Annotated in this window: 17 protein-coding genes; 7 read left to right on the forward strand and 10 right to left on the reverse strand. The window is 67.0% G+C overall.

The features are described from left to right. Window positions 1-148: 148 nt before the first annotated feature. Window positions 149-3,505 (forward strand): DNRLRE domain-containing protein, encoded by a 3,357-nt coding sequence (locus tag C3481_RS13595; protein WP_103842859.1) that lies wholly within the window; start codon window positions 149-151, stop codon window positions 3,503-3,505. Here the strand turns inward: C3481_RS13595 and C3481_RS13600 are convergent. The 6 genes from C3481_RS13600 to C3481_RS13625 are packed head-to-tail and all read right to left on the reverse strand — an operon-like array spanning window position 3,496 to window position 10,095. Further along, complete coding sequence (locus tag C3481_RS13600) at window positions 3,496-4,722, reverse strand: lipopolysaccharide biosynthesis protein (RefSeq protein WP_103842861.1); 1,227 nt, start codon at window positions 4,720-4,722, stop codon at window positions 3,496-3,498. The genes C3481_RS13595 and C3481_RS13600 overlap by 10 nt on opposite strands. Next, entirely contained in the window at window positions 4,719-6,044 is a 1,326-nt protein-coding gene (locus C3481_RS13605; protein ID WP_103842863.1) for a hypothetical protein, read from the reverse strand. The genes C3481_RS13600 and C3481_RS13605 overlap by 4 nt, the downstream gene beginning before the upstream one ends. Continuing rightward, complete coding sequence (locus C3481_RS13610) at window positions 6,028-7,155, reverse strand: glycosyltransferase (protein ID WP_103842865.1); 1,128 nt, start codon at window positions 7,153-7,155, stop codon at window positions 6,028-6,030. The genes C3481_RS13605 and C3481_RS13610 overlap by 17 nt, the downstream gene beginning before the upstream one ends. Then, the gene (locus C3481_RS13615) at window positions 7,152-8,096 is read right to left on the reverse strand and encodes a glycosyltransferase family 2 protein (protein ID WP_181021942.1); all 945 of its coding nucleotides are present in this window, start codon (window positions 8,094-8,096) and stop codon (window positions 7,152-7,154) included. Before C3481_RS13615 ends, C3481_RS13610 begins: the two co-directional genes overlap by 4 nt. Beyond that, window positions 8,093-8,950 (reverse strand): glycosyltransferase, encoded by an 858-nt coding sequence (locus C3481_RS13620; protein WP_181021943.1) that lies wholly within the window; start codon window positions 8,948-8,950, stop codon window positions 8,093-8,095. The genes C3481_RS13615 and C3481_RS13620 overlap by 4 nt, the downstream gene beginning before the upstream one ends. Continuing rightward, the gene (locus C3481_RS13625) at window positions 8,947-10,095 is read right to left on the reverse strand and encodes a glycosyltransferase (protein ID WP_103842871.1); all 1,149 of its coding nucleotides are present in this window, start codon (window positions 10,093-10,095) and stop codon (window positions 8,947-8,949) included. The genes C3481_RS13620 and C3481_RS13625 overlap by 4 nt, the downstream gene beginning before the upstream one ends. Before the next feature lie 258 nt (window positions 10,096-10,353). On the opposite strand from C3481_RS13625, the gene rfbA reads away from it, so the two are divergent. From rfbA to C3481_RS13640, 3 genes are read left to right on the forward strand one after another with little or no spacing between them, the layout of a single operon-like run. Beyond that, the gene (rfbA, locus tag C3481_RS13630; RefSeq protein WP_103842873.1) at window positions 10,354-11,223 is read left to right on the forward strand and encodes a glucose-1-phosphate thymidylyltransferase RfbA; all 870 of its coding nucleotides are present in this window, start codon (window positions 10,354-10,356) and stop codon (window positions 11,221-11,223) included. Next, on the forward strand, window positions 11,223-12,221 hold the full coding sequence (gene rfbB / locus C3481_RS13635) for a dTDP-glucose 4,6-dehydratase (RefSeq protein ID WP_103842875.1): 999 nt from the start codon (window positions 11,223-11,225) through the stop codon (window positions 12,219-12,221). Before rfbA ends, rfbB begins: the two co-directional genes overlap by 1 nt. A gap of 37 nt (window positions 12,222-12,258) precedes the next feature. Continuing rightward, window positions 12,259-12,840: a hypothetical protein gene (locus C3481_RS13640; protein ID WP_146053660.1), complete on the forward strand. Its 582-nt coding sequence runs from the start codon at window positions 12,259-12,261 to the stop codon at window positions 12,838-12,840. Between the two features lie 136 nt (window positions 12,841-12,976). Here C3481_RS13640 and C3481_RS13645 read toward each other — a convergent pair whose 3' ends face one another. Continuing rightward, a complete protein-coding gene (locus C3481_RS13645) occupies window positions 12,977-14,053 on the reverse strand; it encodes an ECF transporter S component (protein ID WP_103842880.1) in 1,077 nt (358 codons plus the stop codon). 201 nt (window positions 14,054-14,254) lie between these two features. Here C3481_RS13645 and C3481_RS13650 point away from each other — a divergent pair, with 201 nt between their 5' ends. Beyond that, the gene (locus tag C3481_RS13650) at window positions 14,255-15,832 is read left to right on the forward strand and encodes a fibronectin type III domain-containing protein (RefSeq protein WP_103842882.1); all 1,578 of its coding nucleotides are present in this window, start codon (window positions 14,255-14,257) and stop codon (window positions 15,830-15,832) included. A gap of 210 nt (window positions 15,833-16,042) precedes the next feature. Beyond that, window positions 16,043-17,461 carry an HNH endonuclease signature motif containing protein gene (locus tag C3481_RS13655; protein WP_258039129.1) on the forward strand — a complete coding sequence of 473 codons (1,419 nt, stop codon included), beginning with the start codon at window positions 16,043-16,045 and terminating at the stop codon, window positions 17,459-17,461. 44 nt (window positions 17,462-17,505) lie between these two features. Here the strand turns inward: C3481_RS13655 and C3481_RS13660 are convergent, their stop codons facing one another. Then, window positions 17,506-17,994, reverse strand: a complete 489-nt coding sequence (locus tag C3481_RS13660; RefSeq protein ID WP_064955436.1) for an SRPBCC family protein — start codon at window positions 17,992-17,994, stop codon at window positions 17,506-17,508. Between the two features lie 77 nt (window positions 17,995-18,071). Here C3481_RS13660 and C3481_RS13665 point away from each other — a divergent pair, with 77 nt between their 5' ends. After that, entirely contained in the window at window positions 18,072-19,007 is a 936-nt protein-coding gene (locus C3481_RS13665; RefSeq protein ID WP_088380931.1) for an aldo/keto reductase family oxidoreductase, read from the forward strand. 16 nt (window positions 19,008-19,023) lie between these two features. Here C3481_RS13665 and C3481_RS13670 read toward each other — a convergent pair whose 3' ends face one another. Together C3481_RS13670 and C3481_RS13675 are read right to left on the reverse strand one after the other, a co-directional pair. Continuing rightward, window positions 19,024-19,203: an excalibur calcium-binding domain-containing protein gene (locus tag C3481_RS13670; protein WP_308457286.1), complete on the reverse strand. Its 180-nt coding sequence runs from the start codon at window positions 19,201-19,203 to the stop codon at window positions 19,024-19,026. An 89-nt stretch (window positions 19,204-19,292) separates the two neighbouring features. After that, window positions 19,293-20,753, reverse strand: a complete 1,461-nt coding sequence (locus C3481_RS13675; protein WP_103842884.1) for a YdiU family protein — start codon at window positions 20,751-20,753, stop codon at window positions 19,293-19,295. Between the last annotated feature and the right edge of the window lie 119 nt (window positions 20,754-20,872).

The raw sequence follows: 20,872 nt of genomic DNA on the forward strand, positions 1-20,872 counted from the left end.
TGGTGACCCGACGGGCGCAGTGAGCCGTCGGCGCAACGGTCGCAATCGGATCGTCGCTAGTTCGGAACAGATTTCTGTCATCTGCCCGTCAGGTCGTCATCGTCTCGTCGTTGTCGGTGCGCCCCGCGGGCCCGGCCGCGAGGAATGAATGTCCAGCCACTTCACGAAGGCAAGTCGTCATCTGGCGGTGGCGATCCTCTGCGTTTTCGCGCTGGTCGCGAGCACACCATCGGTTGCCGACGCGGCGCAGGCATCGCATCCCGTCCCAGCAGCTGCAGCACCGCCGCAGTTGAGCACGAACAGCTTGCTGGCTCCCATTCGCTCCTGGGACGCCATCCGGAGTGATGCGCAGAGCAACACGCAATTCGTGTCGCTTCGTGAACGCGTGGTTTCGAAGGCGCGGGGCATCGTGAACCAGTCGCCGCTGAGCTACTCCACATCCAATCCGGGCTCGCTCTACAACATCAGTCAGACAGTGCTCGACCGGAGCTCGACACTGAGTATCGCGTGGGCGCTCACCGGTGACACGAGCTTCGCCGAGCGCGCCTGGCAGGAGCTCGAGGCGGTGGCGCGTTACGGCGACTGGAACCCTGCACATTTCCTCGACACCGCCAGTCTCCTGCAGGCGACGGGAATCGGCGTGGACACGTTCCGTGGCGTGTGGAGCGCCGAACGGATCGCTACGCTCGAGCGCGCCATCCTCGAAAAGGGACTGAATCCCGCGCGTTCGGCTTACGACAGCGCCGCAGAATGGACAACGACCATCGGCAACTGGAACGTCGTTTCGAACGCAGGGGTCGGGATGGGCGCACTTGCTCTTCGCGGCTCTCAGCCAGCCGTCTCGCGGGAGCTGCTGGACCGAGCCGTGGCCAGTCTCGCGAACGGGCTGCGGGGGTTCTCAGAACAGGGCGGCTATCACGAAGGTCCACAGTACTGGTCATACGCCATCCAACATCTCGTCACGTTCGCTCAAGCCCTCCGCGCAACGACGGGCAGCGACCGAGGGATCTTCGCTTCGCCCGGATTGAGCGAGACGGCATCCATGGCGTGGCAGGCCGCGAGCCCAACTGGAACTCCCTTCAACTACTCCGACTCAAAGCTCGTCTCTTTCGCTACCCCGGCTCTGTTCATCCTGGGCAGGGAGTACTCCAACCCCGTGGCGACGAAGACGGCTCGGGACGCGCTGGCGACGGGGGACATCAATCAGTGGTCGATGGTCTGGTTCGATCCGACCGCTCCGGTCTCGACGCCGGCGGCACACGGTGAGCCGCTGGATCGAAAGTACGGAGCGTCAGAGATGGCGTCCCTTCGCGCAAACTGGTCGGACCCGTGGGGAACATACGTCTCGGTAAAGTCCGCTTCGGGGAAAGGAAACAACCACCCGGAACTCGACGCCGGCACCTTCGTGATGAGCGCGCTCGGCGTCGATTGGGCCATCGATCTCGGTCCGGACAACTACGCCCTGCCCGGTTACGAAAACGGCCTGCCGACCGGGGAGCGTTGGACCTACTACCGCAAGCGGGCGGAGGGGAACAACACCCTGACGGCGACGACGCGATCCACGCTCGATCAGAACCCGGGGGTGACGACGCCGATATCGGTGACTTCCAGCACGGACACCGCTATCGCTACAACGGATCTCAGCGCGGCGAGCGAGATCTTCACATCCTGGCGGCGCGGTGTCATGCTCTTCGGCGAACGACGAGCGGTTCGCGTGCAGGATGATTTCTCCTCCGCTACGTCCCGGGACGTCACCTGGTCCATGCACACGCGTGCGGGGATTGAGATCTCGGCAGACGGGCGGACGGCCACTCTCACGCAGGATGGTCAGAAGCTCGAGGCACGCATCGCCTCGCCTGGGGCGGCGAAGTTCACGTGGGCTCCCGCGAAGCCGCTGTGGCAGAGCCCTGCGCCTGCGGGGCAGGCATCGAATCACGACGTGCGGAAACTGATGGTAGAGCTCCCTGGAGTGACGTCGGGAACGCTAACGGTCGACCTCGTCCCCGTACGGGAAGGGCAGGCGGTCTCCATCCCGCCGGTGAGCGGCGTGAGCACCTGGGTTGTCGCACGCAACGAGACCGCGTCGCTCAGCGGGCTTGCGGTTGACGGGAAACCGCTCGCAGGTTTCGCTCCGAACGCTCTCTCTTATACCGTTCCGGTGGTCCCCGGGGCGCGCACGCCGACGATCACCGCGACGGCCGCCGGCGGAGGCTCCGCTCGCGTCACGCAGTCGGAGAACGGGCCCGGGGAGGCGACCGTCGTCGTCACCGCTCCCAACCGACGCGCGGTCGTCTACCGCATACATTTCTCCCGAGCACCGCTTCGCGTGATCAATGCGACGTCGAGCACCACGTGGGCAGCCGCGCAAGCAACCACAGACGGCGACATGAGCACGAAGTGGGTGGGCGGAGGCAACCACTGGCTGCAGTACGACTTCCGTGAGCCGGCCACGATTTACGCCGTCCGGGTGAGATGGGCTGCGACTGCGCCGAGCTCCACCAAGTTCGGCATAGTGACGCAAGATGGCGCTGGCCGGTGGGTCACCCGCTACAGCAGCGGGCTTCCCACCGATAACAGCTGGCAAACGTACCGCTTCGACCCGGTGACTTCTCGGTACGCGGGCATTGTCATCGACAATCAGAACGTCGCCACTCGATACACGGGCATCCATGAGATCGAGTTCCTCGGTTATGCTCCGGCGCAACCCCCCTCGAACACTCTGCCCACGCTCACGCTGACCGGAGTTCCGCGCGAACCTCGTGTCGGAGACAGCGGCAATCTCGGCATCAATCCGTTCACCGGAGCCGATGCTTCCCGCTTCACAGTGCGCTATGTTTCTGCGGACCCGTCGATCATCGAAGTAACGACCACCGGCGCCTACACTGCGAGGGCCGCGGGCACCACGCGAGTAGGCGTCATCGCCACGGCTGCGGACGGGACAAAAACGTGGGACACAGTTTCTATTGCAGTCAGTAATCCTTGGGTCTCCAATCTGCCGGCGATCGCGGACACCTACGTCAACAATGCGCCAGGAGCATCGACCACGAACTATGGGACCTCAGCCGCGCTCTTCGTCAAACGTCATGATCTCTACACGAACGTCAACCGGGAGGCATACGCGCGGTTCGACCTGAGTAGCGTCGCAGGCAAGACGATCACGTCAGCGGTATTGGAGTTTGAGGCCAATACGACGGATGCGGACGGCAGCGTCACTCGCCTCGATGCGAGGGCGATTGCCGGCCCGTGGAACGAAAGCACGGTGACCTACGCGACCAAACCCGCCCTCGGGAGCATTCTCGGCTCCGTCGACGTCACGAAGGATGTGGCCAAGTACTCCATAGATGTGACTGCGTACGTACAGCAACAAGCGGGGGCACGGGCGAGCGCCGACATCGCATTCGACCAGTCGCCGCCGAAGGGTGCCGGGGGCCTGCTCGTCCTCGTCTACGGGAAGGACACCCCGCGCCCTCCGGTGCTGCGGGTGACGACCGCGTATCAGCCCTGACGCCCCTCACCCGCGCCGGCGGCCCGGACGGCGCGGGTGAGGACGATCAACTGGAATACCGCACCGGCGGCTTCAGCCGCGAGAACGCCTCCCACGGCGCCGGCAGCACCGAAGATGGTCGAGAGTACGATGACGGAGCTCACGCCGACTAGGCACGCCACGACGCTGACCGCGAGCAGCCAGTTCGTTTTCCGGAACGCGACGAGACCAAGACCCAGCCCCCGCGATACGCACACCGTCAATACGACGGCGCCCGACAGAGCAGCCAGCAACGGAGAGACCTCCACAACGCCAGTGAAGACGAAGGTTGCGACGAACGGCAGGAGACAGCTGTAGGCGACGGCCGCGGCCAATCCGAGAAGCGCATTGATCTCCAGCTGACGCCGATTGCGCCGAAGCAACTCGGCCCCACGAGCTTGACCTACCCAACTCTGCAATCGATTCGGCACCGCGGAGAGCACGGCGAGAGCCATTCGGCACATCCGGTCGACCGCAGCGAACAGAGGAACCTGCGTGGGGGCCGCCAGGGCGACGAGAGTCACGGGAAGGGCTGTGAATCCGGCAGAGACGGTACGGCTCAGCGTGATGACAGCCTGCGAGCGTATGAGCTGGAATGTACGGCCGGGGCCAACGACGGGAACGAAACCTGGCGCCCGGAAGACCGCCGAACCCGCGGCGCTTGCGAACACGGATGCGATAGCCAGCCCGACCCCATAAACCCAGAGCGGCGCGCCCAGCTGAAGCGCGAGCACTACCGCTCCGACGAGCGCCAAGCGCGGCAGTGAATCGAGTATGAGCATCAGCCCCGGGCGGTTCGCCCCGATGAGAGCCCATGTCACCGACAGCCCCGTCAAACCGAACCCTACGGTGAGGATCGCGACGTCGAGGGCTGAGCCCGGTACGAGCGACATCGCTATGACCGCGGCAAGAGGAAGGAGCACGAGCATGAACACGAGCCGGCTCGCGAGCGAGTCCTTGACGATCTGCGCACGCCCCGACGCGTCGGCACCTGCTACCCGCTGAGGTCCCACTACGCTCCAGCCCAGCTCCCCGACGATTGCGGCCGCTGACCCCAGGGACTGCGCGACGCCCACCGCGCCGAGCCCAATGGCACCGAAATGGGTTGTGACAGAGGGGTACACCAGCAGCGGGGTCACCGCTCCCAACAACGGCGCGACGAGGTAGAGGGAGAAGGACGCTCCGCGTCTGAGATTCACGCGCCCGTTGATTCCTCGAGGCGGGGACCGGACCCGGGATGGTTCGCGACGCGGATGGACAGCGCGTCGAGGACGGTGTCCAGGGGCGCACCCAAAGCCGCGAGCCAGCCGTCCCCAGGAGTTGGTACCCGTTGATCGAAGGACGACCGGAGAGCATCGACCACCGCATCGGCCAGTTCGTCGATGCGTGGCTCGGCCGCGACGAGGAGCGGGCTCAGACCGTTACGCACCCCATCGAACTCGTTGGTAACTGCGAACACTCCTCGCGAGACGGCATCCAGCGGCGGATGCGAGGGGTGCGGGCTGTGTTGCAGAGAAAGGACCACATCGGTCTGGTCGATGAGGGAGAAGTAGTCGTCCCACGTCAGCTTGCCGCGACTGGACAGCACCACACCATGCCCGAGCACGACATCGGCATGGCTCTCGCCCGCGCTCACGAACCGCACGGGGACGGGCCAGTCTCCGACGCGGTCGGCGACGGCTTTCAGCACCGCAACCCCGATCGCATAGAGATTTCGAGGTTTGCTCGGTCGCGCGTAGAAGAAGACAGTGAGTTCAGTACGGGAGCGATTCTCGCTCCGGCCGGGCCTCTCGTCGATCTGCGGCCGGAAGACAAGATCGTCGTCCAGGGTGAGCTTCTCAGCTCGCGCGAGATAGTCGGCCAGGGGTGTGGAGTTCACGACGAGGATATGACCCTCGTGATAAGTCGCCCGCGCCAGCGCGTAGTCCGTCGACCACGCGACGAAGCCCGGCTCATAGTCCTGCACGAGATAGATCGAAGTGGACGCCGTCACCGCGCCGAGCCGACGTGCTACCCCGAAGGCGTGTGCGGTGGTCCAATGAGTCAACAGCCAGTGATCCGCGGGACTCACCCGGAGTCCGAGGAGCGCTTCGCGCCCGACGAGCTCGAGCCGGTCCTCACTGTCGAGACCGGTATGCGCCATCACGGCCGTGCGCAGCGTTCTGATCCTCTTGTCGTCCCTCGGCAACGCGTCTCGAAGACCAATGACCCGAAGCGGAAGGCCCTGGCGGAGGGCGTGCCCGGCCGCCACTCTGAGAGCGGTGCCGATACCCGCGAAGATTGCGTCCGCGCGCAGCTCGGGGAGAACGAGGTTCACAGCCTGTTGATCTCCGGCGTCCTCGACCACAAAACTGAGGCGATCGCTCAGCGGATGCAGGTTCGAGTAGACCCGAAGCGCATCACGATCCAATGTCCGCGGGCTCGTGGCGAAGTACCGCTGGGAATCTCGCGTCCAGGCGCGTTGCGCTAGACGGTTGAGAGCACCGCGTTGGATCCGGGAGTACTCAGCTGCGATGCGCATGGGCCACCCTCTCGATTCCGGCTCCGAACTCGTCGAACCGTTGCCCCACGTACTCCTCCAGTCGCTCCGCGGTCCCAGCCCCCGCCGCGCCCCCTACGTCATCTCGATTCGCCAATGCGATCTCATCGAGCGCTTTGGCAAGCGCCATAGTGTCCGCGATGTCGACGGTGACAAGCTGAGCGCCGACGATATCCACTACCTCGGCGAGCGCGGGCGAACGACGAGAGACCACCCGCCGTCCCGACGCCAGCCCTTGCCATACTTTGTTCGCGATGACCGTGGCCGCCTTCTCCGACCCACCGAAAACGCCCAGGACGACGTCTGATTCTTCGATGTACGAGGCGAGTCGCGCTTCCGAAACCGGGTCCCGAAAGACGATGGAGGTTTCGATCCCCAGCTCCTTCGCGAGGCTTTCGGCTCGTCCCCGTTGCTGCCCGCCGCCGACGAAGACGAACCGAAGGAGGTCAAGGTGACGGCACCGCGCGATCGAACGCAAGATGTACTCGACACCATGGAGCGGCAGGTACCCGCCGTAGTACAGCACTCGGGTCAGGGAGTCGCTCCGCTCTCGCTGCTCGATGCGCGCCGCCCACGCCGGCGCACCGACTGGAAGCGTGTAGAGACGGTTCAGGTGCGCGCCATAACGGCTGTGCAGCATCTGAACGCGGGCGTCCGTGTCCGTGACGACGATGTCGCCCAGCCTGGCCGCTACTCGGTCGACGACGTCGAGAACCCGTGCGTGAAGCGAACGATCTGGCACGAGCATCCAGTCGCCGACCCGTGTCTCGTGGAGACCGACGAACCAGTCCACGACGAGCGCTGCACCATGCCACCAAGCGACCGCTCGGGCGATCGCCGCATTTTTGTTCTGGAACTCAGCCAGTATCACGACGTCTACGCTGCGGCGAGGCAGGGACAGGCCTCTGCGCAGAAGCGTCCACGCTTTGCGGGCCGCGCCGGGCCTCGTGTCGATTGCGACCACGCTGATCTGCGCGTCGAATCGTCTCACCAAGTACTCGCGCAGACGGGCGTTCCGCGGGTACCCCTCCGATTCAACACCCAAGTAGAGGACGTGCAAGCGGCGGCCCTCCGAGAATGTCTTTCGGCTCATGACGACCTCTTGTATTCGAGCACGTCGCGGTTCAGAGCGGCGCGCAGGAACCCGACTCCTCGCAGCAAGGTCCGGTAGCCTCGCGCGGCGCGAGCAGACCTATTGACCCCTGGCGAGGTCACGACCGCGCCAGCGCCGGCTAGGACCCGCACTCCACCACGCACCGCGACTGCAAGGCGACGCCGCAACGACTCGGGCCGCCCCCATCCATTGTCGGGACGCATCAAGGCAACACGCCCGTGCGTGTTGCCGCCCCGCACCGCGCGCGTCCGTATCCAGTCTGCGCTGCACCGGCTGGCTGGGACCCGTTCGGTCACGCGTGCTGCGTTCGTCCACACGATGCGGATCCCGGCGGCGGCCAGCTGCTGCGTGAGGAAGATGTCCGAGCCTCCCGACTCGCTGAAGCGGGAATCGAACCGAGTAACCGGTCCGCGCATCAAGGACGCCCGCCTGATCGCCAAATTGTTTGTGGCAGCTTCTCCCACTCGCGCGCCTTCTGGAGTGTCCTCCGATGTGAAGAACTTGCCGAGATGGGCCCACTGCGGGATAGGTGCCTCGAAGACCGAATCCACGGGCCCCGACACAGCATCCGCTTCGCCGCGCAGGATGGGAGCGACCAACTCTTCCAGCCAGTCCTCGCTAACGGTCTCATCGTCATCGATGAAACACACGATGTCGTAATCGAGAGCCTCATCGAGCGCTCGATTTCGCGCCGCCGCGATCCCCGGCTGCGGCTCGCACACAGCAGTCACCTGGAAACTCCACTCGGACTGCATTCCTCGCACTCGTTCGGCAGTTCGCCCCTCGCTGTCGTTGTCGACGACAATGACAGCAAACGACTGCGATGTTTTGGTGCGATCGAGCGAGGCCAGCGTCTCGAGGAGAAGGTGTTCTCGTCGGTATGTGGCGATCAGAATCGCTACCGATGGCGTTCGGGTCACGAAGGCCTCCTCGCCATAGTCTTGACCAGCATCGGGTAACTCAGCTCCCGTCGGAGCGGTGAGGGTGAGCCTGATCGGAGGGAGTGGATAGCGGAAAACCGGTCCAGCGCGCGAATCGGTCCCCGCACGGCCTGCGTGAGCAGGGACAGTCTCGACGAGTTGCCCGCCAACCCCGCAGACTGCCCGTCATGCTGGCGATAGTCGATCACGGAACGATCCTGCAGGTCGAGCGCCCCCCGAGACGCCGCGACGATCGAATACCAGCGATCGTGAAGCCACCCACCGGGAGGGCGTCCCAAGCTCTTCGCGAACGCTGAACGGGCGATCATAGCCGCGCCTGTAGCCACAGACCGGCTGAGGACGACACGCAGTCTCTCCACGTCGTTCCGCTCGTTCCAGTCACGCGGAACGCCAAACGCGTCCCACAGCGTCTGACCGCTGTACGACCCGGAATCATCGATGACCGTCCCGTTTGCCGCACTGACGGCGCACGAAGGATCGTCTTGGAGCCTTGCCGCCTGCACCTCGACCCGATCCTCGCGCCACAAGTCATCCTGATCCGCAAACACGATGAAGTCGACGTCGGGCCCTGCGAGATCGACTCCCTGAGCGAAGTTGCGGCCGATGCGGCCGAACAGATCGGTTCCGGTCCCGGGCCTTGCCGGGCGGACGATGACGTCATCATGGAACTCGCGAAGTCGAGAGACCGCACGATCCACGTAACCGTCTGTCGACCGATCATCGACGATGACCACCTGGTCGAGCGGCCGGCTTTGCCTGCACATGGTATCGATTTGGTCGAGCAGACGTTGCCCACCGTTATGCGTCACCATGACCGCCGCAACTCGGGTCATAGCGCTTCCTGCTCCGACGGTGTCTCTCGCCGAGAAGCGCGACGAGTTGTGAGCGTGAGTCTCCGAAGCGCTGCCGCGTAGGCACGGCATACCAACGGCCAGGTATAGCGCTCTGCCGCTCGCGCGGATGTTAGCGCCGATAGGCGCGACTGCTCATGCGGATCCGACATGAGGCGGATCACCGCATCGGCGATGGCCTGCTCGTCGGGCTCCGAGAACAGGGCCGTGTCCCCCAGCACCTCTCGGTTGTAGACGGTATCGCGAGCGACAATCGGTGTCCCGGTAGCCATCGCTTGGACTAACGTCGGGTTTGTGCCCCCCACGCTGTGTCCATGAAAGTAGACGCCGGCGTGCTGCCACAGAGCCAGGAGCCGTGCATCGTCACTGATGTGCCCGAGCGCGCGTACGTTGTCGTGGCGGCGTGCGAGCGAATGCGCCTGTTCGTCGAGATCTCCGCCGTACCCGGAAGAGCCGACGATGACCACAGGGTACGACTCGGAGATTCTTTCGGCAGCGCGAAGAAACTCGGGGATCGTGTTCTCGGGTACGAAGCGCGCCACGACGAGCACGTAGCCACGATGCGCCAGACCCGACTCGATCGGGAGGTCAGGTGCCGGTTCCCCACCGTATGGAATGAAGACTCCGTCGCGACCGAACTCGTCATTCCAACGCCGCTCGATCTCACGTGAATCGAATACGAGATCATCCGCGAACATCGCGGTGAACCGCGCCCCCATTCTGAAGATGAATTTGGCCAGACGCCCCCACTTGGCGCGATCCCACTCGATGCCGTCCACATTGACTATCGTTCGGATGCCCCTCAACTTGAGGAGCGGCAAGAAGTAGCCGTTCGCGACGTTCATGACCAGCGCAACGTCGGGCTTATCTCTCAGGGCATGTAGAGATGCGGTCAGCCCATACGAGAGTGTGCTGAGCGACTTGCTCTCGACTCCACCTGTCACCACGGTACGGATACGCTCGTCACGTTCCGGATCGTCTGATTTGGTCGCGCCTTTGCGCCCGTAGACGGTGACATCCCACCCGTCGTCCGCCAGGTAGGGGGAGAGCTTGCGAACCGCGGTCTCGAAACCACCGTAGTAGCTGGGGTACCCCCGCGTGCCGATGATCGCGACAGATGAAGCCATGCCCTTGCTACTCCCACTCATGTTCGGATGGAGCGCACCGCAGCCGTCGGGATGCCCCGCTTACCCTACCCGCTGAGCAGCTGCGGCGAGTCATCTCCGCCTCGAACCTCTCGCGATCTGTCATTCTGCGCCGCCGAAACCTGGGCGACACGACCGCCTGGTATGAAGGGAACAGGGCGCGATCACGGTCTGCGTACGCTCCGGCAGTGTTCGGCAATGCACCCGGCACAACGGGCATCAAAGACAGTTTGGAGCATCATGAAGGGCATCATCCTCGCCGGCGGTTCCGGCACTCGGCTGCATCCGATCACCTTGGGTGTCTCGAAGCAGCTCATCCCGGTGTACGACAAGCCGATGGTCTACTACCCGTTGTCGACGCTGATGCTCGCGGGTATCCGCGACATCCTGATCATCACGACACCGCATGATGCGCCGTTCTTCGAGCGGTTGCTGGGAGATGGGTCGCAGTTCGGGATCTCGTTGACGTTCGCGCAGCAGCCGTCCCCGGACGGGTTGGCGCAGGCGTTCACGATCGGTGCGGATTTCATCGGCGACGACAAGGTGGCCCTCGTCCTGGGCGACAACCTGCTCTACGGCCCAGGCCTGGGTTCGCAGCTCAAGCGTTATGCGGACGTCGACGGCGGGGCGGTGTTCGCGTACTGGGTGGCGGAGCCGTCCGCGTACGGTGTGGTGGAGTTCGATGACACCGGGCGCGCCGTCTCGCTCGAGGAGAAGCCGGCCGAGCCCAAGAGCAATTTCGCGGTGCCGGGTCTGTATTTCTACGACAACGATGTGATCGACATCGCCCGCAACCTCGAGCCCTCGCCCCGCGGCGAGTACGAGATCACCGACATCAACAGCGCCTACCTCGAACGGGGCAAGCTGCAGGTCGAGGTCCTCCCCCGCGGAACCGCCTGGCTCGACACGGGAACCTTCGACCAGATGACCGACGCTGCCGATTACGTCCGGACGATGGAGCGGCGGACGGGTCTGCGCATCGGCGTTCCCGAGGAGGTGGCCTGGCGGCAGGGGTTCCTCACCAACGAGGAACTGCGCGAGCGCGCGGTCAAGCTCGTGAAGTCCGGGTACGGCACATATCTGTTGGAGATTTTGGAGAGGGGACGCTGATGGGAACGCTTCTCGTGACCGGCGGTGCCGGGTTCATCGGTTCGAATTTCGTTCACCACGTCATCGGCAACACCGACCACTCGGTGATCGTGCTCGACAAGCTCACCTATGCGGGCAACGCCGCATCCCTGGCGGGTCTGCCCGAGGACCGGGTGCGGCTGGTCGAGGGCGACATCGCCGACGCCGCGCTCGTGGACGAGCTGTTCGGGCAGGTCGACGCGGTCGTGCACTACGCGGCCGAGTCGCACAACGACAACTCCCTCCACGACCCCCGCCCCTTCCTCGACACGAACATCGTCGGCACGTACACGCTGCTCGAGGCAGCGCGCAAGCACGACAAACGCTTCCACCACATCTCCACCGACGAGGTGTACGGCGACCTCGAACTCGACGACCCGGCACGGTTCACCGAATCCACCCCGTACAACCCGTCCTCGCCCTACAGCAGCACCAAGGCCGGCTCCGACCTGCTCGTGCGCGCATGGGTGCGTTCGTTCGGGGTGAAAGCGACGATCAGCAACTGCTCGAACAACTACGGCCCCTACCAGCACGTCGAGAAGTTCATCCCCCGCCAGATCACCAACGTCCTGCGCGGCATCCGCCCCAAGCTCTACGGCAAGGGCGAGAACGTCCGCGACTGGATCCACGCCGACGACCACTCCTCCGCCGTGCTGACGATCCTCGACCGCGGCGTCATCGGCGAGACGTACCTCATCGGCGCCGACGGCGAGAAGGACAACAAGACCGTCGTCGAGCTCATCCTCGCCCTCACCGGCAACCCCACCGACGCGTACGACCACGTCACCGACCGCCCCGGACACGACCTCCGCTACGCGATCGACTCCACCAAGCTCCGCACCGAACTCGGCTGGACACCCCGCTACCAAGACTTCGAAGCCGGCCTGAAAGCCACCATCGACTGGTACCGCGACAACGAAGACTGGTGGGCGCCCGCAAAAGACGGCGTCGAAGCCTTCTACGCCTCGAAAGGCCAGTGAGAGTCCGGCTCGGGCGTCTCACACCTAGGCTGAGCGCATGAGCGAACGCGTCCGCCCTCCTCGCCTCGTGACGACGTGGGCGGTCGTGGTGCTCATCGTCGGCGCGGGCGTGGCAGCGTCTCTGCTCTCCGCCGGCCCGAGCGACGAGCGAGCGAGCGGGCCGGACTCCGGCGCGAGCGCACCTCCCTCCACGCCTACCGCTGCCGCGGCGGCCGAGGCCCCCCTCGAACAGTCACCCCCGGCGGAGGACCCACCGACCACGGTCGCGCCCGTCGAAGTGAATACGTCCACCGTGGATGAAGAGCTTCGTGCGGCGCTCAACATCGACGAGTACTCGGACGTCTGGAGAGAGGCGCCATCCTCCTGGGCCGGCTACATACAGGACGTCAGCGTGCAAGGCGCGAACGTGGCCGTGACGCTCGGCATCGAACCTGACCAGCGGGACAGGGACAGAATTGCAGAAGACGCTGCCCTCGCGATCTCTGTCATCCTGCCGGCTGAATTGGCAGCGGGCATCGATTGGATCATCGTGAAGGATGCAGGCGGGGTCGAACTAGCCCGGGCCGAGCCCAAACCCGCCGACGTCGGCGAGCCACCTACGCTCGGGTTCTTGGGCTGAGGAGCCGTCGCGACAATGGTCGGTATCCGGGTTGATCCGCACCAACGGTGCATCATCTGAGCGCCGAGACCCCGGCAGCCGACCCGACCGGTCAGCGCACCTCCGCCTCGAGCCGTGCGGTGGAACGCGAGCGACGTCAGCGCGCGACCGCTCCGGGCGACCAGCCGTTCCGGTTGCCCGAGACCTGTCCGCTCTGCGCGATCAGCCGCTCGACGAGCGGGATCTGCGCGGTGGGGATGCTCACCCGGCTGCGCAGCATCGCGATGCCGACGAGGGCGATGAACCCCGAGAGCATCTTGTCGATGACCGACGTGAGGATGTTGGCCGAGAAGGCCGCGGCGACGACGGGCAGGCCGAGTCCGGCGATCGACGAGGTGACGTTGTCGGAACCGTGGCCGGAGTACCCGCCGAACATGAGGACGCCCAGCGGAGCACCCACCAGCGAGCACGCCACCGCCACGAGCAGAGTGAGGTTGACGTAGCGGAAGAGGTCGGCTCCCATGCCGAACCGGCGGATGCCGTACGCCCATACGAGCGCTCCGGCGACGTTCACGAGCGCGAAGGGAGCCGCCCCCGGGGCGCCCACGACGAACCCGAACACGTTCGTGCTGAGTCCGACGACGACTCCCGCCCAGGGACCGAAGACCATCGCCGCGACCGCGGTGCCCGCCATGTCGAGGTAGATCGGCAAATGGAGCAGCTGCACCGTCGACATGCCGATGAAGTTGACGATGAGGCAGCCGAACATGATCAGCGCCTGCGTCCGCCGGGAGACGAGCGGGGGCGGCGCTGTCAGCGAGGTCGGCGAGACCGGTGATTCGCTCGCGGGGCGGGGACGCCGCGGCGGCGAGACCCGGGGAGCCACATCATCGGGCCGGCGTGCCTGCTGATAACGACGGATCCAGCGGTCGGCCTCGTCTGAATCTGCGCCGAGCGCCAGCACGATGTCGCGCAACAGCCCGATGTCGACCCGGGCCCGGCCCGGCCGGAACGCGTCGTACACCGTGGTACGCGGAGGCGTGGCAGCCGCCGGATTGATGCCCCTCTCGACGCGCAGTTGTGCGATGCGACGGACGAGTTCGGCGTACGACACCGGCCCGGCGGCATCCTTCAGCGCGAGCAGATCCCGCGCGATCGCGTCGAGTGAATCGGGCTCGCCGAATCGCGTGTCATCGTCCTGCACGTGCGCTCCCCCGCCCTCGAGCGGATGCATGTCGCAAACCGCATACGCGCGGCGGATCCCCTCGCCCCGCGGCGATCACTCTATCGACACTGGCCGCCGGGGTGTTCGGGATTGTTCGCACACGCGCGTTGCGGGCCCGAACGGCCCGCGTCGTGGGGCGACCGATGCCAGCGTGAGAGCGACGGCTCGCCGACTGGGGCGCGGGTCGCGATTCGCTCTCGATGAGGATCCATGAAGAGAAGACATCCCTCCCTCGCCGCGGCCTCGGCCGCCCTGATCGCAGCGACGCTCGTCGTCGCCGGTATGGCGCTCCCGGCGCATGCCGACGAACCGGCCGGAGGCGTTGATCCGGCGGGGCCGACCGCGGCAGCCGAAGTCGAGGTGGCAGGTGCCGAGGTGATGGCTGAGGCGCTGGTTGCGGACCCGGAAGCCGCGGAGCCGGTTGGGGAACCGGATGCCGCGGAGCGCGTCACCGCCGAAGCATCCGCATCCGCATACGCACCCGCACCCGCACCCGCACCCGCACCCGCACCCGCACCCGAGTCTGCTGAGCCCGCGGCGGTCAGTGCGGCGCCCGGCTACGTGAATGACGACGGGTCCGGTGCGGGCCACGATGACGACGACAGTGTCGCCGATCTGCCGCCGCAGACGGGAGTCACGATCAGCATCCGGGTCGATGGCGCAGAGATCGGCGTCGGCCCGATCGGCGAGCGCGGACCGATCGAGCGATACGAGCTCATCGTCCGTCCCATGGACGGCGGCGAGCCGATCACGCGCACCTCGACGACCCGAACCGTCTTCATCCTGACCGGGCTGAAGCCGGGCACTTACGAGATCGAGGCGAGCCTGCACAACAGCCACGGCTCGACGGGCGCCCGCGACATTCGATTCGCGGTGCCGGAGGTTCCCGGCGAGCCGACGGTGACGATCCGTGACAGTAGCCCCACGGCGCTGCTCGGCGAGATCTGGGCGGCCCCGCTGCAGAACCCGTTCCCGGAGGGGGTCTGGCCGTTCTATCTGCCCACCACCTACACCGCGACCCTCACGGGCGGCGGCCGCACCGAAACGCGCGAGGTCGACGACGTGCAGGGTCTCGGACGCTTCGGGTTCACCGGCCTCGAGCCCTCGACGACATACACGCTGACGGTCGTCGCCCGGAACGCCGCGGGGCAGAGCGCGCCCGTCTCGGTGCAGGCATCCACGAGTCCCGTCACCGGACCGACCGCGCCCGATCCCGACGCGCTGACCGGCGATAACCGCGGCGGGGTCGTCGTGAACGGCGCATCCGTCCCCGGCACCACGGTGACGGCGAACGTCGGACGCGAGCTGGCGGGTATGGCGATCCACGGGTGGCTGTTCTCCGAGCCGCGATATCTGGGCGTGGCCACGGTCACGGCAGACGGCATCGCGACGTTCGCCCTTCCCGCCGACATCCCCGCGGGCGCCCACCGCCTCGCACTCACCGCGGACGACGGCAGCACGCTCGGCTGGAGCCCCGTCGAGGTGCGCGCCGCTGAGGTGACCACTCCGCCCGCCACCGGTGGCCCGGGTGGGCCTGGCGCTGGGGCCGGAGCGGGTGCCGGGTCTGGGTCTGGCGCTGGGGTTGACGGGTCTGGGGCTGGGGTTGACGGGTCTGCGTCGGAGGGCCGAGACGGCGCGACCTCGGCTGCGGGTTCTGTCGCGTCGGCGGCGAAGACGCGCGCTCTGGCATCGACCGGCGGTGCGGCGCCGTGGGAGCTCGCTGTGTGGGCTGCGGCGCTTCTCGCGGCCGGCGGGCTGGTGATCGCGAGACGACGAGTCGTCGACTGACGCTCATCGAGAGAACGATGTGCGGGGCACCGACCATGGGGGGCGGTGCCCCGCACATGCTTTCACTGCGCCATTTCGCTCCGCCCGCATTTCGCTGCGTGCGCCGTCCGACAGAGGCCGCCGATTCCTCCACAATTCGACAGCGAGAAACTTCTCCACAAATGTACGGATATTCGATGTCAATGTCCGACCCCTGGGCAGAATGGGAACATGGCATCGAACGGCGACAGCTCATACGATCCGCAGGCCGGCTCGTCGGCGTCGCCATACGCCGGTGTCGTCGACCGGGTCTCCGAAGCAGACGAGCTGCTTCACGCGGCCCACATCGCGATGACGCGCGCTCTCGCCGAGGCGGGGCGCAGCGCCCTCCGGCAGGCAGCGCGCTCGCGAACGCGACCGCGCGGTATGGGCTCCGACATGGAGATGCGCTCGATCGCCGCCGAGGTCGCCGGGGTGCGACGCTCGCACGACCGTCGCGCGCAGAGCGAGATCGACCACGCACTGACCATCGTCGACGATTACCCCGCTGTCTTCGAGGCGTGGGAGCAGCAGCGCATCACGCGCGACCATGTCGATGCGGTCGTCCGGATGGGATGCGGCCTCGCCGACGACATCCGCGACGACTACGCGCTGCAGGCGATCTCGATCTGCGAGCGTGACATCGCGTCACGGGTGCGCGAGGCGCTCCGCAACCTGGCTGCGCGGATGGGATCCGAGTCCTTCGCCGAGCGGCACCGCACGGCAACGGCGAAGCGACGCGTCTGGGTGACCAACGGCACCGACGGCATGTCCGAGCTCGGCGCCACCCTGCCGACCGTCATCGCCGCAGGCATCCACGACCGCCTCACCGCCATGGCGCAGTCCGTCAAGGATGCGCGCGCCACCGCCGGGTCTCCACCCGCGGATGCTGCGCCGGGAGTTGCCGTTGCGGGTGATGGTGCCGCGGGTGCGGAGTCTGCGGATGCGGATGCCGCGGCGCCCGACGTTCGCACGATGGATCAGCTGCGCGCCGACATCCTCGGCGACCTGCTGCTCGGCGGCGCTCCGGTCGTCGACCCCACCTCTGGCAGCGACGCCGCGGGGCCGCTGGGTGCGATCCGGGCGCAGGTACAGGTGACGCTGACCTCTGAGACGGTGACCGGCGCCGACGAGGCCCCCGCCGAACTGGTAGGCGCCGCGCTCATCGACGCCGACACCGCCCGCAAGCTCGCCGGCCGCGCGAGAATCTGGAACCGGCTCTTCATCGATCCCATCACCCGCACACCGGTCGAGGTCGACACCTACCGACCCACCGCGGCGATGAGCAGACTGCTCAAGGCGAGAGATCAGCACTGCCGGTTCCCCGGATGCCGGAGGGCGGCGATCCGCTGCGAGCTCGACCACACCATCGACTACGCCCTCGGCGGGCACACCCACATCTTCAACCTCGCCCACCTGTGCCAGCGGCACCATTCGATGAAGCAATTCACGAAATGGGAAGTCAGACAGATCGGCGGCGGGGTTCTCGAATGGACCTCACCCCTCGGCCGGATCTACCGAGAAGACGTGCCGGTTCCGTCCGTGTGCTTCGTTCCCGATCCCGCCGGTCCGCCACCCGGGGCAGGCAGGGACGAGCCACCGCCCTTCTGACCCGGGCTCTTCACGAACTCGCCGGCGCCCCTCGGCGCGGCCGTCTATACGATCCGGAGGCGCTCCGCTTCAGCGAGCACGACGGGATCCTCGCATCCGCGCGCGAAGCCGGCGATCCGTCGGTCGATGTCGCGCTGCAGGATGACGCTGCCGATGCGCTCCGCGAGCGGCGCGAGCCACGCGGGGCGGCAGGCGAAGTTGTAGCGCCACACGGCCAACGAACGCGATGGGTCGCCCTCGACCGGACTGAACCGCCACCCGCCGCCCATACGCGCGAAGAACCACGAACCTTTCGTCATCTTCATCCCGACGTTCGACGGCGGGTTGTACGAGACGTACTCGCTCTCCATTGCCAGCCCGAAGCGCTGCACCGTGTACGTGCGGACGCCCTTCGCGGGCCGTTCCGCCCCGATCAGGTGCTGTCGCCGAATGAATGGATCCCACCGCTTCCGCACCGTGCCCTGCGTCTGCGACACCGCGAACGCGACGTCGGCGGGCACAGGCACGACGCAACGCGACTCGACGACCGGCACTCTCCCATCGTGGCACGGTCCGGCGCGCATACTGATAGAGCAGCACCACCGTCCCGCCCCTGAATCAACGGAGAATCATGCGCAGCGTCCCCCTCGGTCGGAGCAACATCCAGGTCCCCAACGTCGTCGCGGGCATGATGAGGATCGAGGAGCTCTCCGACGACGACATCCGAGCCCTCTACGACCGCTGCCGCGAGGTCGGTGTCGACTTCTTCGACCACGCCGACCTCTATGGCTCCTCGCGCCACGCGTGCGAGCGGCGCTTCACCGAAGCGCTCAAGCTCACGGCATCCGAGCGCGACGAGATCACGTTGCAGACCAAGACCGGCATCGTCGCCGACGACTGGCACTTCGACCACTCGTACGAGCACATCGTGACCTCCGCCGAGGAGTCGCTCGAAGCGCTCGGCACCGACCGCATCGACGTGCTGCTGCTCCATCGTCCCGACGCTCTCGTCGAACCCGACGAAGTCGCCCGCGCGTTCGACCACCTCGAGTCATCGGGCAAGGTGCGCGCCTTCGGCGTCTCGAATCACACGCCCCGTCAGATCGACCTGTTGAAGACGGCGGTGACCCAGCCGCTCGTCGCGAACCAGGTGCAGCTGTCGATCACGCACTCGACGATCATCGCCCAAGGGCTCGCGTCGAACATGGCCGGCGAAGACGACTCGATCACCCGCGACGGCGGCGGACTCGTCGACTACTCGCGTGTCAACGGCATCACGCTCCAGGCGTGGTCGCCGTTCCAGAAGGGCTTCTTCGACGGCGTCATCTTCGGCGCCGAGGAGTACCCCGAGCTCAACGCCAAGCTCGACGAACTGGCCGCCAAGTACGGCGTCACCCCGACCGCCATCGCGACCGCGTGGATCACCCGCCACCCCGCCGGGATGCAGGTCGTGCTCGGCACGACGAATCCTCAGCGCGTCGCGGATGCCGCCGAGGGCAGCGACATCCCCCTGACGCGGGGCGAGTGGTACGGACTCATCCAAGCCGCCGGGCACAAGGTGCCCTGAGCCCGGGGAGCCCTGCCTACTCGCAGCCGATGCCGTCGCCGTCGCGGTCGAGGTGCCGCCCGTAACCGGGGTCACCCGCTCGGACGGGGGCGGCACCTGCATACCGGGCCGCCGTGCAGTTGTCGTAGTACACGGATGCCGGCGCCTGAGCAACAGGCGCCTGAGCAACGGGTGCCTGAGCAACGGGTGCCTGCACCGTCCGGGCCGACAGCTGACCCTCGAGATCCGCGATCCGCGCGGCGCGGGCGTCGCAATGCGGATCGGCGGCGTCGCGTTACGCTCCGGTCAGGTCCCGCAGAACGTCTGGTAGCCGGCCGCGAAGTCCGGACCTGCGGGCTGAGCGTACCGCTCCGCGCCCGGGCGCGCTGTGAACGGCGTCGACAGGACCGTCGTCAGCCAGCCGAGCGGCTCGAGGTCCCCGGAGGTCGCCGCGGCGAGCGCCTCCTCGACGAGGTGGTTCCGCGGCACGTAGATCGGATTCGCGCCATCCATCACCTCGGCGTCGGGATCGTGGGCCCGCCACCGGCCCAACCAGCCGACCAGCGCCGCGTCCCCGCCGAGCGCCGCCTCGAGGCCGGCGGCGTCGCCTCGCGCGGCATCCGCCAGCGACCGGAACGTCGAGGTGTAGTCCGCGCTCTTCCGCTCGAGCATCTCGTGGAAGTCGCCGGCGAGCGCCTCGACGTGCTCATCGGAGATTCGCGCATCGGCGAGGCCGAGCTTGCGCCGCATGCCGGCGGCCCGTGCCTGGGCGAACCGGGGCCGGAACTCCGCCAGCACGCCCTGCGCCAGCTCGACCGCGCGTTCGAGCTCGTCGTCGAACAGCGGCAGCATCGCCTCGGCGAGCCGGGCGAGGTTCCACTCCGCGATGTAGGGCTGGTTGCCGTAGGCGTAGCGCCCGCCGGTGTCGATCGAGCTGTAGACGGTCGCCGGGTCGTACGCGTCGAGGAACGCGCACGGACCGTAGTCGATCGTCTCGCCCGAGAGGGTCATGTTGTCGGTGTTCATCACGCCGTGGATGAAGCCGACCAGCATCCATCGGGCCACGAGGTCGGCCTGTGCCCGAACGACCGCGCGGAACAGCCCCAGCGCGGCGATCTCCTCGCCCGCCGCCTCGGGGTGGTGCCGCGCGATCGCATAGTCGACGACGGAACGCAGCACCGCGATGTCGCCGGTCCCCCGCGCGAACTCGACGCTGCCCACGCGCAGATGACTCGATGCGGTCCGCACCAGCACGGCGCCCGGGAGCGCCGTCTCGCGCTGCACCTCGCGCCCGGTCGCGACGACGGCGAGCGAGCGGGTCGTCGGGATGCCAAGGGCGTGCATGGCCTCGCTCATGACGTACTCGCGCAGCATCGGGCCGACCGCGGCGAGCCCGTCACCCGCGCGCGCGAAGGGCGTCGGCCCGGAACCCTTGAGGTGCAGATCGCGGAACGAGCCGTCGGGTGCGGTCAGCTCGCCGAGCAGCAGCGCCCGGCCGTCACCCAGGCGGGGCGAGAACCCCCCGAACTGGTGACCGGCATACGCCTGCGCGACCGGCTGCGCACCGTCGGGCAGCGCGGCGCCCACGAGGAGGTCGACCCCCGCGGGGCTGCGCAGGAACCCGGCATCCAGTCCGAGCTCGCCGGCGAGCCCCTCGTTGAGCACGAGCAGCCGCGGTTCCGGCGCCGGGTCGGCCGACCACGGCCGCGCGAGCGCGGGCAACGCGTCGGCGAAGTCGTGCGACAGCGTGAGCGTGACGGGATGCATGCACCGAGGCTACGCGCGCTGCGACGACCGAGGGCCGCGCTGCGACACCGTCGTTCACGGGAGCGGTTTACACATCCGTCATGCGTTCTTGATAGGAATGTGTGGCGGTCCGCTCGGGG

It is taken from the genome of Microbacterium sp. Ru50, from assembly GCF_002920555.1.
Lineage (GTDB): Bacteria > Actinomycetota > Actinomycetes > Actinomycetales > Microbacteriaceae > Microbacterium > Microbacterium arborescens.